The organism is Haloarcula sp. DT43 (assembly GCF_037078405.1).
In the GTDB taxonomy this organism is placed as follows: domain Archaea; phylum Halobacteriota; class Halobacteria; order Halobacteriales; family Haloarculaceae; genus Haloarcula; species Haloarcula brevis.
Genome location: NZ_JAYMGZ010000002.1, coordinates 558,816 through 574,893 on the forward strand (window position 1 = coordinate 558,816; position 16,078 = coordinate 574,893).

General features: G+C 67.9%; 20 protein-coding genes and 2 tRNA genes. 20 read left to right on the forward strand and 2 right to left on the reverse strand.

What is annotated here, in order from left to right:
- Window positions 1-148 precede the first annotated feature (148 nt).
- The gene (locus tag VI123_RS10210) at window positions 149-340 is read left to right on the forward strand and encodes a 30S ribosomal protein S17e (RefSeq protein ID WP_004516807.1); all 192 of its coding nucleotides are present in this window, start codon (window positions 149-151) and stop codon (window positions 338-340) included.
- Window positions 341-395: 55 nt separating this feature from the next.
- On the opposite strand, the gene VI123_RS10215 is transcribed toward VI123_RS10210, so the two are convergent.
- Window positions 396-1,457 (reverse strand): Mrp/NBP35 family ATP-binding protein, encoded by a 1,062-nt coding sequence (locus VI123_RS10215; RefSeq protein WP_336337950.1) that lies wholly within the window; start codon window positions 1,455-1,457, stop codon window positions 396-398.
- Window positions 1,458-1,604: 147 nt separating this feature from the next.
- A complete protein-coding gene (locus VI123_RS10220; protein ID WP_336337951.1) occupies window positions 1,605-1,904 on the reverse strand; it encodes a hypothetical protein in 300 nt (99 codons plus the stop codon).
- 214 nt (window positions 1,905-2,118) lie between these two features.
- Here VI123_RS10220 and VI123_RS10225 point away from each other — a divergent pair.
- The 19 genes from VI123_RS10225 to VI123_RS10315 all read left to right on the forward strand — a co-directional run bounded on the left by VI123_RS10225 (window position 2,119) and on the right by VI123_RS10315 (window position 15,862).
- A tRNA-Ser gene (locus VI123_RS10225) sits at window positions 2,119-2,203 on the forward strand.
- 21 nt (window positions 2,204-2,224) lie between these two features.
- Complete coding sequence (locus tag VI123_RS10230; RefSeq protein WP_336337952.1) at window positions 2,225-2,758, forward strand: 30S ribosomal protein S13; 534 nt, start codon at window positions 2,225-2,227, stop codon at window positions 2,756-2,758.
- The gene (locus VI123_RS10235) at window positions 2,758-3,273 is read left to right on the forward strand and encodes a 30S ribosomal protein S4 (protein ID WP_004593562.1); all 516 of its coding nucleotides are present in this window, start codon (window positions 2,758-2,760) and stop codon (window positions 3,271-3,273) included. The genes VI123_RS10230 and VI123_RS10235 overlap by 1 nt, the downstream gene beginning before the upstream one ends.
- Window positions 3,270-3,659, forward strand: coding sequence for a 30S ribosomal protein S11 (locus VI123_RS10240; RefSeq protein ID WP_004516802.1), 390 nt, complete (start codon window positions 3,270-3,272; stop codon window positions 3,657-3,659). The genes VI123_RS10235 and VI123_RS10240 overlap by 4 nt, the downstream gene beginning before the upstream one ends.
- 3 nt (window positions 3,660-3,662) lie before the next feature.
- Complete coding sequence (locus tag VI123_RS10245; RefSeq protein ID WP_336337953.1) at window positions 3,663-4,442, forward strand: DNA-directed RNA polymerase subunit D; 780 nt, start codon at window positions 3,663-3,665, stop codon at window positions 4,440-4,442.
- Between the two features lie 104 nt (window positions 4,443-4,546).
- Window positions 4,547-4,631, forward strand: a tRNA-Leu gene (locus VI123_RS10250).
- A gap of 24 nt (window positions 4,632-4,655) precedes the next feature.
- Window positions 4,656-5,006 (forward strand): 50S ribosomal protein L18e, encoded by a 351-nt coding sequence (locus VI123_RS10255; RefSeq protein ID WP_004516800.1) that lies wholly within the window; start codon window positions 4,656-4,658, stop codon window positions 5,004-5,006.
- Window positions 5,003-5,440, forward strand: a complete 438-nt coding sequence (locus VI123_RS10260) for a 50S ribosomal protein L13 (RefSeq protein ID WP_336337954.1) — start codon at window positions 5,003-5,005, stop codon at window positions 5,438-5,440. Before VI123_RS10255 ends, VI123_RS10260 begins: the two co-directional genes overlap by 4 nt.
- The gene (locus VI123_RS10265) at window positions 5,434-5,832 is read left to right on the forward strand and encodes a 30S ribosomal protein S9 (protein WP_004516798.1); all 399 of its coding nucleotides are present in this window, start codon (window positions 5,434-5,436) and stop codon (window positions 5,830-5,832) included. Before VI123_RS10260 ends, VI123_RS10265 begins: the two co-directional genes overlap by 7 nt.
- A gap of 12 nt (window positions 5,833-5,844) precedes the next feature.
- A complete protein-coding gene (locus tag VI123_RS10270; RefSeq protein ID WP_004516797.1) occupies window positions 5,845-6,045 on the forward strand; it encodes a DNA-directed RNA polymerase subunit N in 201 nt (66 codons plus the stop codon).
- Window positions 6,042-6,215, forward strand: a complete 174-nt coding sequence (locus VI123_RS10275) for a DNA-directed RNA polymerase subunit K (protein ID WP_004516796.1) — start codon at window positions 6,042-6,044, stop codon at window positions 6,213-6,215. The genes VI123_RS10270 and VI123_RS10275 overlap by 4 nt, the downstream gene beginning before the upstream one ends.
- A gap of 2 nt (window positions 6,216-6,217) precedes the next feature.
- Window positions 6,218-7,423, forward strand: coding sequence for a phosphopyruvate hydratase (eno, locus tag VI123_RS10280; protein WP_336337955.1), 1,206 nt, complete (start codon window positions 6,218-6,220; stop codon window positions 7,421-7,423).
- Window positions 7,420-8,226 carry a 30S ribosomal protein S2 gene (gene rpsB, locus VI123_RS10285; RefSeq protein ID WP_336337956.1) on the forward strand — a complete coding sequence of 269 codons (807 nt, stop codon included), beginning with the start codon at window positions 7,420-7,422 and terminating at the stop codon, window positions 8,224-8,226. The genes eno and rpsB overlap by 4 nt, the downstream gene beginning before the upstream one ends.
- 201 nt (window positions 8,227-8,427) lie before the next feature.
- Window positions 8,428-8,808 carry a DUF5518 domain-containing protein gene (locus VI123_RS10290; protein WP_336337957.1) on the forward strand — a complete coding sequence of 127 codons (381 nt, stop codon included), beginning with the start codon at window positions 8,428-8,430 and terminating at the stop codon, window positions 8,806-8,808.
- Between the two features lie 60 nt (window positions 8,809-8,868).
- Window positions 8,869-10,206 (forward strand): cytochrome P450, encoded by a 1,338-nt coding sequence (locus VI123_RS10295; protein WP_336337958.1) that lies wholly within the window; start codon window positions 8,869-8,871, stop codon window positions 10,204-10,206.
- Between the two features lie 261 nt (window positions 10,207-10,467).
- A complete protein-coding gene (locus VI123_RS10300) occupies window positions 10,468-12,666 on the forward strand; it encodes a PAS domain S-box protein (RefSeq protein WP_336337959.1) in 2,199 nt (732 codons plus the stop codon).
- A gap of 24 nt (window positions 12,667-12,690) precedes the next feature.
- On the forward strand, window positions 12,691-13,674 hold the full coding sequence (gene mvk, locus VI123_RS10305) for a mevalonate kinase (RefSeq protein ID WP_336337960.1): 984 nt from the start codon (window positions 12,691-12,693) through the stop codon (window positions 13,672-13,674).
- A complete protein-coding gene (locus tag VI123_RS10310; RefSeq protein WP_336337961.1) occupies window positions 13,671-14,423 on the forward strand; it encodes an isopentenyl phosphate kinase in 753 nt (250 codons plus the stop codon). Before mvk ends, VI123_RS10310 begins: the two co-directional genes overlap by 4 nt.
- Window positions 14,424-14,587: 164 nt before the next feature.
- Entirely contained in the window at window positions 14,588-15,862 is a 1,275-nt protein-coding gene (locus VI123_RS10315; protein ID WP_336337962.1) for a hypothetical protein, read from the forward strand.
- Window positions 15,863-16,078: the final 216 nt, after the last annotated feature.

Here is a 16,078-nt window from a genome sequence, read left to right on the forward strand (position 1 = left end):
GGTCGTGACAGGCTGTGTCGCACTCCCGCGGGACCTGCCACGGCGACGGTCAGCGCACGGTCCCGGGTCGCCCCCTTCCTCCTGATAAACGTTCGCGTGCGTGGTCCGTTCCGAACCCTTTTTGAGTGCGACCAAGCAAGTAGCGCGCATGGCAATCAAACCCGCCTACGTCAAGAAGACCGGGACGCTCCTCATGGAGCGATACCCCGACGCCTTCGGTGCTGACTTCGAACACAACAAGGACGTCGTCGAGGAACTGACCAACATCGAGTCCAAGGGTGTCCGCAACCGCATCGCCGGCTACGTCACCCGGAAGATGAACAACCCCGTCGAAGCCTGAGCCGGTTCTTTCTCTCTGTCTCCAGCGGTGAGCGAGCGGCCGCTCTCTCCAGCCGTTACTGCTCGGGCTGGGCGGGCTGGCTGTCGCTCCGGCGCTTCCGGTGGATGATGCCCTGCATGTTAGCGGTGCGGGCGGCGATGTCACGGAACGACTCGCCGACGTCGCTGTCCTCGTCGAGGACCAGCGGCTCCCCGGTCGCGCCCCCTTCTCTGACTTCGGGGTCGAGCGGAATCTCGCCGAGGAACGGCATCTCCGTCTCGTCGGCGAACTCGCGGCCGCCGCCGCTGCCGAAGATGTCGTGCTCGCCGCCACAGTCCGGGCAGACGAACGACGACATGTTCTCGACGATGCCCAGCACGGGTGTCTCGTGGCGGCCGAACATCCGGAGTCCCTTGCGGGCGTCGTCGAGCGCGACCTCTTCGGGCGTCGTGACGATGACGGCCCCGGAGACGGGGACCTGCTGGAGCATGGTCAGCTGCGTGTCGCCGGTCCCCGGCGGCAGGTCCACGACCATGTAGTCGAGTTCGCCCCAGAGCACGTCGTCCCACAGCTGGGTGAGGACGTTGTCGACCATCGGCCCGCGGAAGATGACGGGGTCGTCCTTGCCGACCAGGAAGTCCATGCTCATCAGTTTCATCCCGTGTTTCTCGACGGGGATTATTTCCTCGTCCTCGGTCGCGCGGGGCTGTTCGTCGGCGTCGAGCATCCGCGGGACGTTCGGTCCGTACACGTCGGCGTCGAACAGGCCGACGCGGGCACCGAGCCGCGAGAGCCCGGCGGCGAGGTTCACTGCGACGGTGGACTTGCCGACGCCGCCCTTGCCGGAGGCAACCGCGATGACGTTCTTGACTTTCGGCAGGGGGTCCTCGGCTTCCGGGACGCCGCGGTCGATGCTCGCCGAGAGGTCTATCTCCCGGTCCACGTCGGCCAGCGCCTCGCGGACCTCGTTCGCGATGCCGGTCTCCGTCGGCGAGTACGGCGCACCGAGCGCCAGGTCGATGCGGACCGCGTCGTCGGTCACGTCGATGCTGTTTACCAGCCCGAGGGACACGATGTCGGCTCCCAGGTCCGGGTCCTCGACCGTTCGCAGGCGCTCGCGTACGTCGTCTGTATTCATGCACAGGGGTAGGTCCCGGAGGTGCGATAAGGATTGTGACACCGCGAACACGACAGTCGCCGCCCGGTAGGGCCAGCGCGACCCGGAGACCGAGCGGGCGGTCGCGCACGTGAGCGCACGGAATCGAAAAATCCAGTTTGCCGAGAGTCAGGGACGCCTGAACACGTAGACGCTCTCGCCGTCCAGTTCGACGCGTAGCTCGCCGCTGTCGTGGTCGAACACGAGCCGTTCCGGCGTCCCGTCGAACGAGTGCAGCGGCATCCCGGTGTCTATCGCGCCGTCGGGGGTCACTGCAACGTGGGCTCGGCCGCCGAAGTCGGCCCGGAGCGTCCCGTCGGCCGCCTCGGTGACGGCGTCGGCCCCCGCAAACCGTTCGAGGTGGTCGCGGAGGGCCGTTCTGTCGGTCGGGTCGACGCCGCTGCCACCGTCGGTACCGCGTCGGTCCATATCACGACGTGGGCTCCCAACGACGAATGTGTTGTGCCGGCGGCCGACCCCTGATGCTTGGTAGTGCATGTCTCAGGTGGTATGCCCCGGAGTCACGCGGCCGGACCCCTTCGTTGCGTTTAAATACAACCCCGGAATAGAGTCGGATAGACTCGTGTAGGGGGACCGGCCCCCGAGTCCGCGTGCCGCGGGCGCGAGTGTCACAAGAACGCGTGTCGTGGTAGCCAAGCCTGGCCCAAGGCGCAGGGTTGCTAACTCTGTGGCGTACAGCCTCCTGGGTTCGAATCCCAGCCACGACGCTCACCCATCAGTACCTACATATGAGTGCAGAAGACCCCAACGCGGGCGAGGACGCGGATGCCGAGGACGAGGAGGACATCCGCTATTTCGTCCGTATCGGACAGACAGACCTCGACGGGACGAAATCCGTCGAGCGAGCACTGACAGAACTGAACGGCATCGGCCACCGGGCCGCCCGAATCATCGCCCAGAAGGCGGACGTCGACCGGCGCGCGGTCTTCGGCAAGCTCGACGACGACGTCATCGAGCGCGTCGTCGACCACGTCGAGAACTTCGCCGACGAGGTGCCCGAGTGGATGGCCAACCACCAGAAGGACTACTTCTCCGGTGAGACCACCCACGAGACCGGCAACGACCTCCAGCTGACCCGCCGGCAGGATATCAACCGCATGAAGATGATAGACTCGTACCGCGGCGTCCGCCACAAGCGCGGACAGAAGGTCCGCGGCCAGCGCACCAAGTCCACCGGCCGTACCGAGGGGACCATCGGCGTCAACGTCGAGGCAATCAAGGAAGAACAGGCGGAAGACGCCGCCGCGGAGGATGACGAATAATGGCGCTCGGTTCCAACACGAAGTTCTACGAGACGCCGAACCACCCCTTCCAGGGCGAGCGAATCGCCGACGAGGCCAACCTCATCGGCCGCTACGGCCTGAAGAACAAGGAAGAGCTCTGGCGCGCACAGTCCGAGCTCCGTGGCTACCGACGCGAGGCCCGGAAACTGCTGGGCAGCGCCGGCGAACACGAGACCGAGTCCGAGGAGTTCCTCGCTCGGCTCAAGCGCTACGGCATCCTCAACGAGCAGGACCAGCTCGACGACGTGCTGTCGCTCGACGTGACCGACGTCCTGGAGCGTCGCCTGCAGACGGTCGTCTACCGCAAGGGCTACGCGAACACGCCCGAGCAGGCCCGACAGTTCATCGTCCACGGCCACATCGTGCTGGACGACGCTCGCGTCACCCGACCTGGCATGACCGTCGAGACCGCCGTCGAGAGCTCGGTCGGCTTCGACGAACACAGCTCGCTGTCGGACGAACTCCACCCTGAGCGCGCGGAGGCTCAAGAATGAGCGAAGAAACCGAAGACATCTGGGGCATCGCCCACGTGCACGCATCGTTCAACAACACTATCATCACCATCACCGACCAGACCGGCGCGGAGACGCTCGCGAAGAGCTCCGGCGGGACGGTCGTCAAGCAGAACCGCGACGAGGCGTCGCCGTACGCGGCGATGCAGATGGCGGAGGTCGTCGCGGAGAAGGCCCTCGACCGCGGCGTCGAGGGCGTCGACGTTCGGGTCCGTGGCCCCGGTGGCAACCTCCAGACCTCGCCCGGTCCGGGTGCGCAGGCGACCATCCGCGCACTCGCCCGAGCGGGCCTGGAGATCGGTCGCATCGAGGACGTCACGCCGACCCCGCACGACGGCACTCGTGCACCCAAGAACTCCGGATTCTAACCAATGACACAGGACTACGAGGTTGAGTTCGTCGAACGCGGCGAGCGCGAGGCCCGCATCCTCGTGCGCGGCATCACGCCGGCGTTTGCCAACGGCATCCGGCGAGCGATGGTCGCGGACGTGCCGACGTTCAGTATCGACACCGTCCGCGTCATCGAGAACACCAGCGTGATGTTCAACGAGCAGATCGGCCTCCGACTGGGGCTGGTCCCGCTGACGACCGACCTCGACGACTTCGAGATTGGCGACGAGGTGACGCTGTCGCTGTCCGTCGACGGGCCGGCCACGGCCTATTCCAGCGACCTCGTCTCCTCGGACCCGATGGTCGAGGCGGCCGACGACAACATCCCGATTATCGACCTCAAGGACGGCCAGCGCCTCGAAGTCGAGGCCGACGCCGTCCTCGACACCGGTCGGGAACACGCCAAACACCAGGGCGGCGTGGCCGTCGGCTACCGACACCTCCAGCGGGTGGAGGTCGTCGGCGACCTCGGCGAGTTCGAGGACGACGACCCGAACATCCTGCGTGGCGTCATCGAAGAGCAGGCGGCCGAACACGCCGCCGGCGACGCCACCGACGGCGAACTAGTCGCCACAGACGAGTTCGACAACGACCTCCGGAACCGCTACCCCGGCAAGGACGTCGAGGTCTCGGACGTGCCCAACGCGTTCGTGTTCCACGTCGAGACGGACGGGTCGTTCACCACCGAGGAACTGGTCCTGCGCGCGGTCGAGACGCTGCGTGACCGCGCGACCGAACTGAAAGACGCAGTCCAGCTGTAACGATACGATGCCCCAACACACCCCACCACTACCGATGACCGCCCGCTCCCCGAGCGCGAGGACCGAAAGGGGTTTTACGGGGCACGCAAAACGAACAATCGCGCGCAGGGATAGCCAAGTCTGGCCAACGGCGCAGCGTTCAGGGCGCTGTCCCGTAGGGGTCCGCAGGTTCAAATCCTGCTCCCTGCACTTTTCCCACAACGGAGGAATCATATGAGTAAGACGAACCCGAGACTCAGTAGTCTCATCGCCGACCTGAAGTCAGCCGCCCGCAGTTCGGGCGGTGCTGTCTGGGGCGACGTCGCCGAGCGCTTAGAGAAGCCACGGCGCACACACGCGGAAGTCAACCTCGGCCGTATCGAACGATACGCCCAGGAAGACGAGACCGTGGTCGTGCCCGGCAAGGTGCTCGGCTCCGGTGTCCTGCAGAAGGACGTCACCGTCGCCGCCGTCGACTTCTCCGGAACCGCCGAGACGAAGATCGACCAGGTTGGAGAGGCTGTATCACTCGAACAGGCAATCGAAAACAACCCAGAAGGCTCCCACGTCCGGGTGATCCGATGAGCGTCGCAGAGTTCGACGCGGACGTCATCGTGGACGCCCGCGACTGTATCATGGGCCGCGTCGCATCACAGGTCGCCGAACGGGCACTCGACGGCGAGACGGTCGCCGTCGTCAACGCCGAACGCGCCGTGATAACCGGCCGAGAGGAGCAGATAATGGAGAAGTACGAGAAACGCGTCGACATCGGGAACGACAACGGGTACTTCTACCCCAAGCGACCGGACGGCATCTTCAAGCGCACCATCCGTGGCATGCTGCCCCACAAGAAGCAGCGTGGCCGCGAGGCGTTCGAGAACGTCCGTGTCTACCTCGGCAACCCGTACGACGAGGACGGCGAGGTCCTCGACGGGACGTCGCTTGACCGACTGTCGAACATCAAGTTCGTCACGCTGGGCGAAATCAGCGAAACGCTTGGAGCGAACAAGACATGGTAACGAACACGTCTGGCAAGAAGAAGACCGCCGTCGCCCGCGCGACCGTACGCGAGGGCGAGGGCCGCGTGCGTATCGACTCGCAGCCGGTCGAACTCGTCGACCCCGAGCTGGCGCAGCTCAAGATGCTGGAACCGTTCCGCATCGCCGAGGACGACCTCCGCGGCGAGGTCGACGTCGAGGTGTCCGTCGAGGGAGGCGGCGTCATGGGGCAGGCAGACGCCGCCCGAACCGCCATCGCTCGCGGCCTCGTCGACCACACCAACGACGCCGAGCTCCGCGACGCGTTCATGGAGTTCGACCGCTCGCTGCTGGTCAACGACGTTCGCCAGTCCGAACCCAAGAAGTGGGGCGGCCCCGGTGCGCGGGCCCGCTACCAGAAATCGTACCGCTAAGGTGATACAGGTATGATGGTACCGGTCCGGTGTTTCACGTGCGGCAACGTCGTCGGCGAGCACTGGGAGGAGTTCAAGGCACGCACCCGCGAGGCCGAGGAACCCGAGGACCCGGAGAAGGTCCTCGACGAACTCGGCGTCGAGCGACACTGCTGTCGCCGGATGCTCGTCTCGCACAAGGACCTCGTCGACATCGTCTCCCCCTACCAATGAACGCACAGGAAAGCCGCTACGAGAAGGCCCGCAAACTCGGCGCACGAGCGCTGCAGCTGGCCCACGGCGCTCCCGTGCTCATCGAGACGGAACACACCCAGCCGATACTCATCGCCGCCGAGGAGTACGACGCTGGCGTCCTACCGTTTACGGTCAACAGGAGTGACTAACGATGACGCTCATCACCGACGTACGACTCCGCCGCGTCCTCGACTCCCGCGGCAACGCGACCGTCGAGGCCGACGTCCTCACGGAGAGCGGGGGCTTCGGTCGTGGCAAGGCACCGAGCGGCGCAAGCACGGGCGAGTACGAGGCCATCGAACTCCCCGCCTCTGAGGCCATCGCCAACGCCCGCGAGGACGCGATTCCCCGACTCGTCGGCGAGGTCCACGCCGGGAATCAGCGTGACGTCGACGCGGCGCTGCACGCCGCCGACGGCACGGACGACTTCTCGGGCATCGGGGCCAACAGCGCCGTCGCCATCTCGATGGCGGCCGCGAAGGCCGGTGCCGACGTGCTGGGCGCACCGCTGTTCCAGCACCTGGGCGGCACCTTCCGGGGCAACGAGTATCCGACGCCGCTGGGCAACATCATCGGCGGCGGCGAACACGCCGCAGATGCCACGAACATCCAGGAGTTCCTCGCGGCCCCCGTCGGCGCGCCGAGCGTCGAGGAGGCCGTCTTCGCCAACGCCGCGGTCCACCAGGAGGTCCACGACATCCTGGCCGACCGCGACCTGCCAGCGGGCAAGGGCGACGAAGGGGCCTGGGCCCCGTCGGTTTCCGACGACGAGGCGTTCGAGATTATGGACGAGGCCGTCGAGACCGTCGCCGACGACTTCGGCTTCGCCATCACCTTCGGCCTCGACGTGGCCGGCGCGGAGCTGTACGACGCCGACGAGGATGGCTACGTCTACGACGACGGCGTCAAGTCGACCGCAGAGCAAATCGACTACATCGCCGAGAAGGTCGAGGAGTACGACCTCGTCTACGTCGAGGACCCCCTCGACGAGAACGACTACGAGGCCTTCGCCGAGCTGACCGACCGGGTCGGCGACCAGACGCTCGTCTGCGGTGACGACCTGTTTGTCACGAACGTCGAGCGCCTGCAGGCCGGCATCAACGCCGACGCCGGCAACTCCATCCTCATCAAGCCCAACCAGATCGGGACGCTCACCGACGCCGTCGACGCCATCGAACTGGCGACCGAGAACGGCTACGAGTCGGTCGTCTCCCACCGGAGCGGAGAGACCGAAGACACGACGATTGCACACCTCGCTGTCGCCACTGACGCACCGTTCATCAAGACCGGCGCGGTCGGCGGCGAGCGCACAGCCAAGCTGAACGAACTAATCCGTATCGAGGACAACGCAGTATGAGCGGCAACGAAAAAGAAGGTCTCGACGCGTCCGACTCCGACTTCGACCCGTCCGAGGAGGACGACGAAGCGGTCGACGCGGAGACCGAAACGGAAGCCGAACAGCCCGCCGACGACGCCGAAGAGGCGACGGAGGCAGAACCAACCGCCGAAGACGAAGAGGCCACGGACGAGGCCGCCGGCCCGCAGCTGGACGAGGACGTCATGCCCGACGAGCAGTCGGAGGCCGACCTCCTCATTCCCGTCGAGGACTACCTCGGCGCCGGCGTCCACATCGGGACCCAGCAGAAGACCCAGGACATGGAGCGGTTCATCCACCGCGTCCGGACCGACGGGCTCTACGTGCTGGACGTCTCGATGACCGACGAGCGCATCCGCACCGCCGCGGACTTCCTGGCCAACTACGAGCCGGAGCAGATTCTGGCCGCGTCGTCGCGCCAGTACGGCCGGTTCCCGGCCGAGAAGTTCGCCGAAGCCATCGGCGCACGCGTCCGCACCGGCCGGTTCATCCCCGGCACGCTGACCAACCCCGACTACGACGGCTACATCGAGCCCGACATCGTGGTCGTCACCGACCCCATCGGCGACGCCCAGGCCGTCAAGGAGGCCATCACGGTCGGCATCCCGGTCATCGCGATGTGTGACTCCAACAACACCACGTCGAACGTCGACCTGGTCGTCCCGACGAACAACAAGGGGCGCAAGGCGCTGTCGGTCGTCTACTGGCTGCTGGCCAACGAGACGCTCGACCGCCGCGGTGCCGAACCGACGTACGGACTCGACGACTTCGAGTCCGACATCTGACGTCGCTGTCGATTCGCTTCGTTTTCCGGCCCGCTGACACACGAGTGGCGACGCCGGGCTCGCTGACAGGTGGCCCGCACACCGAGATAGACGGGGAGTACACGTCCTGAGCGCGCTCGGTGGCTAGGCTCAGCCGTCGGCGACTGACCGGCCCCGCTGTCGATAGCTACATCACTCGGGACGCCACTACGAGCAACGCATATGCGCGACTCGGTGCGAAACGCCGGTATCGGGGCGCTCGTCACGATAGCCCTGTCCGTCGTCCCCTTCTCGTCGATAGCCGGCGGTGCCGTCGCCGCGGCGAATCACGGCGGCGGCTACCGGGCGGGGCTCTGGCTGGGGACGCTGGCCGGCGTCTGCGCGATGGTCCCGCTGCTCGCGCTCTTTCTCCCGGCACTGTACATCGCCGGTCGCCTGGGGTTCGGCATCCCGCCTGGCGCGCCGGGCTACGACCTGTTCCTGGGGCTCGTGTTCGCGTTCTTCCTGCTGTACACCGTCGGCCTGAGCGCCCTCGGCGGCCTCGGCGGCGTCTGGGTTCGGGGCCACACCGACTGGGACCTGGACGCCGACCGCTGGCTCTGAACCGCCGCTGTCCCGACGTTTGGCATGCCATTCAAGCGTGTCCGACACTAACGTTAGCCGATGTCAAAGACCCCGCCCGGACCGAAGGGCGAACCGCTGTTCGGCAGTAGTCGCACGTACGCCCGGGACCCGTTCCGGTTCATCTCGGCGCTGGAGCGGGCCTACGGCGACGTCGCTCGCTTCGACATGGGGCCGATGGACACGGTCATGCTGTGTGACCCGACCGCAATCGAGCGCGTGCTGGTCTCGGAGGCCGACCGGTTTCGCAAGCCCGATTTCCAGGGCGACGCCCTGGGAGACCTGCTGGGTGACGGGCTGTTGCTGAGCGAGGGCGAGACGTGGGAACAGCAGCGAAAGCTCGCCAACCCCGCGTTTTCGATGGCTCGGCTGTCGGGAATGGCCGACCGCATCACCGGCCACGCCGAGGACCGCATCGCCGACTGGTCCCACGGCGACGTCATCGACGCCGAGCAGTCGATGACGCGGGTCACGCTGGACGTCATCCTGGACCTGATGATGGGCGTCGAACTCTCCGAACAGCGGGTCCGCACAATCGAGGAGCAACTGCTGCCGCTAGGCCAGCGGTTCGAGCCCGACCCCATCCGGTTCGCCATGCCAGAGTGGGTGCCGATGCCCGACGACGCCGAGTTCGACCGCGCCGTGCGGACGCTGGACGAGGTGTTGGACGACATCATCGCCGTCCGCGAGGACACGGTCGGGACGGCGGAGGACGGCCCCATGGACTTCCTGTCAGTGCTTCTGCGGGCACGCGACGACGGGAACCAGTCGCCCGACCAGCTCCGCGACGAGATGATGACGATGCTGCTCGCGGGCCACGACACGACGGCGCTGACGCTGACCTACACCTGGTTCCTGCTGTCGGAACACCCCGAGGTCGAACGGCGGGTCCACGAGGAACTGGACGCCGTCGTCGGCGACGACCGGCCGGGGATGGAACACGTCCGCGAGTTGGACTACCTCGAATGGGTGATTCAGGAGGCGATGCGGCTCTACCCGCCGGTGTACACCATCTTCCGGGAGCCGACCGAGGACGTGACGCTGTCGGGCTACGAGGTCGAGGCCGGGACGACGCTGATGGTCCCGCAGTGGGGCGTCCACCGCTCCGAGCGGTTCTACGACGACCCCGAGGCGTTCGACCCGGAGCGCTGGAAACCCGAGCGGGCCGGCGAGCGCCCGCGGTTCGCCTACTTCCCGTTCGGTGGCGGGCCGCGCCACTGCATCGGGAAGCACCTCGCGATGCTGGAAGCGCAGCTCATCACCGCCACTACGGCCAGCCAGTACCGACTGGAGTTCCAGGGTGAGACGCCCCTGGAACTGCTTCCGTCGCTGACTGCCCACCCCCGACAGGAGATGTCGATGCGCGTGCGTGACCGCTGACGCGGGCCCGGAGCCGCTACCCCCAGGCCGCCCGCCACGGCGGCCAGACATGACAGGAACCCGGTCATCAGCTATTTACTGCAGAGTCCCTACATGTAGCCAAGAACGGCGGTTCCCGGTGGCCGACTCCGGCAAGCGTGACTCCGCCCACGGCCGCCGACTCGATACCATGACACCACCACAGACTCTCTCGGGGTGCCCCCAGAGACACACCGTTTCGCCATCTGTCGCCCGCCGGGGCGCGCTCTCCCGTGATTCCGAATGACGACCGCTACCGGAACCGGAGGGCGCGACCGGGTTCGAGTCCTGTGTGTCGGCACCGATACGGACGACGCCGGGCTGGCGACGGCGCTGGAACGGGAGTGCGACCGGCTCTCGGCCGACACGGTCCGAACCGCCGCCGAAGCCGTAGCGGAATTGGCCGACGACGCCGTGGACTGTCTGGTCACCGAGTACGACCTGCCCGACCGGGACGGCGTCGAACTGCTGGAGACGGTCCGCGAGGACCACCCCGACCTCCCGGTCATCCTCTACACCGCCCATGGGAGCGAGGTGGTCGCCAGCGAGGCGATTTCGGCGGGCGTCACGGACTACCTCCGGAGAGAACCGGGCACCGGACAGCACGCCGGGCTGGCGAACCGAATCACGGACGCCGTCGACAAGTACCGCTCGAAACGGGCGGCAAACGAGCGGACCCGGACGCTCCGGAGCTACGAGCGGATGGTCAACTCCATGCGGGAGACGGCCTGCATCTACGACGCCGAGGGGCGGTTCGAAACCGTCAACGAGGCGCTGGCGGAGTGGTACGACACGACGCGTGCCGACCTCGAAGGCCGGGTCAGCGAACTCGTCCCACGTATCCGGGCCGAGGGCGAGACGGACCGCTATCAGGAACTGCTCGACGGCACGCGGGCGGAACTCAGCGGCGAAATCAGGGCGGAGTTCCCCGGCCACGGACACGCGGTGGTCGCGTACCGACTGACGCCGCTGTTCGTCGATGGTGTCGTCGACGGTATCGTCGCCGTCGCACGCGACGTCACCGACCGGAAAGAGCGCGAACGGGAACTGTTGCGGAACCAGCGCGCGATGGACGAGGCCCCGGTCGGTGTCACCATCACCGACCCCAGCCAGGCGGACAATCCGATGATATACGCCAACAACCACTACTGCGACCTGACTGGCTACTCGCTGCCGGAGGTACTCGGCGAGAACTGCCGGATGCTCCAGGGGCCGGACACCGACCCGGACGCCGTCGCCGCGATGCGGGACGCCATCGACGCGGAGGAGCGCGTGACGGTCGAACTCCGGAACTACCGCCAAGACGGGACCGAGTTCTGGAACAAAGTGCGTATCGCGCCGGTCCGCGACGACGACGGGTCGGTCGTCAACTACGTCGGGTTCCAGCAGGACATCACGGCGCGGAAACGCCGCGAGCGACGGCTGGAAGAAACATCCTCGCGGCTCGAAGCCCTCTTCGAGAACTCGCCGGACATGATAGACGTGCTCGACGCCGACGGAACGATTCGGGACGTGAATCAGCGGTTCTACACGGAGCTCGGATACGACGAAAGCGAAGTGCTCGGGCGGTCTATCTGGGAGTTCGACCGTCACTTCGACGCCGAGGACGTCAGGGAACAGCTCTCGGGGTTCCGCGTCGACGAGCGCCGCAAGTTCGAGGGCCTGTACGAGCGCCGCGACGGGTCGACGATGCCGGTCGAAGTGCATCTGCTCCGGCTCAGCCTCGACGGCGAGGACCGGTTCCTGGCAATCAGCCGCGACATCTCGGAGCGAAAGGAGCGCGAACAGGAGCTCCAGCGGCAAAACGAGCAGCTCGAACAGTTCGCCAGCGTCGTCTCCCACGACCTGCGGAACCCCCTGCAGGTCGCGCGCGGGCGACTGAAGCTCCTCAGTGAGGAGGTCGAAAGCGAGCACGTCGACGCCATCGACAGCGCAAACCAGCGAATGGAGACGCTCATCGACGACCTGCTGACGCTCGCACGCGACGGGGCCTCGCCCGCCTCGCTGGCCGCGGTCGACCTCGAACCGGTCGTCGCGTCGTGCTGGGAGACCGTCGAAACGAGAGACGCGACGCTCCGGGCCGACGCCGACCGCTCCATCCGCGCCGACGAGAGCCGGCTCCGACAGCTGTTCGAGAACCTCGTCCGCAACGCGGTCGAACACGGCGGCGACGACGTGACCGTGACCGTCGGCGACCTGGACGGGGGCTTCTACGTCGCCGACGACGGCCCCGGTATCCCTGGCCCCGACCGCGGTGACGTGTTCGAGGCCGGCTACACGACGGCGGCCGACGGGACCGGGTTCGGCCTGAGCATCGTCAAACAGGTCGCTGACGCCCACGGCTGGACGGTCCGCGTCGTCGATGGGCCCGACGGCGGCGCTCGCTTCGAGTTCACCGGCGTCGACACCGCGCCCCCGACCGTCGACTCCGAAAACACCTAACGCCCTGGGCGCACACGGGCGGGTATGGTCACGTCGAGCGCTCCCGGGAAGGTGTACCTGTTCGGGGAGCACGCGGTCGTCTACGGCGAGCCGGCGGTGCCCTGCGCCATCGAGCGGCGGGTGCACGTGACGGCAACCGAAATCGACGAGGGGTTGCGCATCCACGCGAACGACTTGCAACTGGACGGCTTTACCGTCGAGTACTCCGGCGACGGGGAGAGCCACCCGGACGTGGACGTCGCCGAATCGCTCGTCGAGGCGGGCATGGGATACGTCAACGAAGCGGTGGCACAGGCCCGCGACGCGGCCGACGCGCCGGACGCAGGCTTCGAAATCTCCGTCGAGGGCGACATCCCGCTCGGGGCGGGACTGGGCTCGTCGGCCGCGCTCGTCGTCGCGGCGATAGACGCGGCGACGCGGGAACTCGGCGTCGAACTGTCCGCCGGGGAAATCGCCGACCGCGCCTACCGCGTCGAACACGCGGTCCAGGACGGGCAGGCCTCCCGTGCGGACACGTTCTGCTCGGCGATGGGCGGGGCGGTCCGCGTGGAGGGCGACGACTGCCGGCGGCTGGACGGCATCGACAATCTCCCCTTCGTCATCGGGTACGACGGCGGGGCCGGCGACACCGGGGCGCTGGTCGCCGGCGTCCGGGACCTCCGCGAGGAGTACGACTTCGCCGCCGACACGGTCGAAGCCATCGGCGATGTCGTCCGCGAGGGCGAGGCGGTGCTCGGGACGGGCGACTACGAGCGGCTGGGGGACCTGATGGACTTCAACCACGGCCTGCTCTCGGCGCTGGGCGTCTCCTCGCGGTCGCTGGACTCGATGGTGTGGGCGGCCCGCGACGCCGACGCTCACGGCGCGAAACTCACCGGGGCCGGCGGCGGCGGCTGTATCGTCGCGCTGGACGAGACGGACGACGCGCTCACGGCACTGAAGTACACGCCGGGGTGTGAGAGCGTCTTCCGGGCCGAACTCGACACCGACGGGGTCCGGCGGGAATGACGGTCGTCCTCAAACTCGGCGGGAGCGTCATCACCGAGAAGGACGAACCCGAGACGGTCGACCGGGCCGCCCTGTCGGCGGCGGCGGCGGCCATCGCCGACTCGGCGGTCGGTGACGACGTCGTCGTCGTCCACGGCGGCGGGAGCTTCGGCCACCACCACGCCGCCGAACACGGCGTCAGTACGACCGAGGGGACCCACGACGCAGGCGGGGTCCGGGCCATCCACGGCGCGATGTGCCGGCTCAACGCCGCCGTCGTGGACGTGCTCGCCGACGCAGGCGTTCCGGCGGTGCCCGTCCACCCGTTCTCGGCGGCCGCGCGCGACGCCAGCGGCGACCTCTCCCTGCCGACGGCCCAGGTCAGGACGCTGCTCGACGAGGGGTTCGTCCCGGTGTTACACGGCGACCTCGTCGCACACGCCGACGCGGGCGCGACGGTCCTGAGCGGCGACGAACTGGTGGTCGAACTCGCCCCCGCCGTCGCCGCCGACCGCGTGGGCGTCTGCTCGACCGTCCCCGGCGTCCTCGACGAGGGCGGCGACGTCATCGACCGCATCGAGACGTTCGAGGCCGTCGCATCGGCGCTGGGCGGGAGCGACGCGACGGACGTCTCCGGCGGGATGGCCGGCAAGGTACGCGCCCTGCTCGCGCTCCCGGCCCCCGCAGTCGTCTTCGGTCCCGACGCGCTCCCCGCGTTTCTCGCCGGTGAGAGCCCGGGAACGACCATCGCCGGTGACGACACGAACTGACAGGACCGTCGTCTGCGGGCATCGCTCGGAACGTGAGTCCCACCTTGTGGGCCGGAACGAGCCGAGACGGCGGCGCGCCCGGTCCTTGCCGAGTGACTGGTTACCTAAATATCACTTCTTCCCTCGTCGTAACATATTTGTCCTCTGTTATCAATTATGCGACTATGTCTGCAGTAGGTCTGACCGACGTCTATCGATACGGAACGAGGCTTCTCGGGACATTGCTCGTCGTCGCCGGCGTCGGTGGCGGCCTCATCGCTGCAGGGTACGTGCTGATACAGAACGGCTCGCTCGGCTCGCTCTCGGGGACCGCAGGCTACCGCGCGGCGCTCGGTATCGTCGTCGGCGCGCTCGGCGGTCTCCTGTTGCTCTCGGGCTTGCTCGGCCTGACCCACAAGCTCATCGCCGACGCGACGATGGCGGGCACGCTCGCAGCGCGGACGACACAGCGTGACGCGAGCGACGCGCCCGCCGACAGCTCCGCGGCGAGTGACCAGACCGCGACGGCCGGTAGCGCTTCGGCCGCCGCCGGGTCGGCCGCCGACGAACCGACGACGGGGCCGGACGAGCCGGCGGAACCGCAGGAGACGGAGCCGTCGGCTCCCGAACCAGCGACCGTCGACGCCGGCGCGCCGGAACCCGCTGCCGACCCCGAGACGGCGGTGCCGGCCGCCGACTCCGATACCGCCGGTGAATCGCCAGTCGCAGCGACCACGGAACAGCCCGAACCGACCGCCGCGTCCGACACGGCCGACGCTCCGGTGGCCGACGACACCTCGGCGACAGCGGCGGACGAGGGACCGGCGGCCCCCGAACCGACGACGGCCGACGACCCACAGGAGGTCGAGGACACGCCGGAGACGGCGTCGGTCGACGATGCGCCGGTCCAGTCGGGCGACGACGCCACAGCGCCGGGCTCGGCGGGACAGGACGAAGCGACAACCGGTCACCAGTCGGTCGAGAGCGTCACCGAACCGGAGCCCGAGGTGGGACCTGAGACGACAGAGGGGACGCCCATGGCGGACGAGTCCGGCGAGGACCCGGAGCCGAGTCCCCAGGAGTGGACCCCGCCGGACCCCGCGGAGTTCGACACCCAGAGCGGGGCCCCGACAGCGGCCGACGAGGAGCCCGCACCGGCGGAGGAGTGGGCGAGTGACACAGAGTCCGCCGGCGTCACGGGGGCCGACGAGGCGGACGCCGTCACCGAGGACACGCGACTGCTCGACGACGGCGGCGGGCAGGACGACGGGCCGCGGACGGCGGAGGACCTGTTCGGCGGTGCCGACGGCCAGTCGGACGCCGGGGCCGACGAGGGCGCGGCGGAGTCTCGGGACGCGGACGCGACCGCAGAGGACTCGACGCTCGCGGACGAGGGCGTCACCGGCTTCGACGTCTCCAGCGACGACGACCCGCTCTCGGACCCACTCGACGACGAGTAGCGACGAACCCACACCGTTTTAAGAACCGCCGTTGTAATCCGGAGTAACCGAGCGCACGGCCGCCCGCGGACTGCGGTTCGGCGGCCGGCAGACGGCGGATGTAAGTTGCGGGACGGGAGTCCCTCCCACTGCGGTTGCACAGGCTACGGGCGTACCCGACTGGCCTGGAGCGCCGACGCGGACGAGGTCGCCTACATTGCAGATACCGTCGTTGCC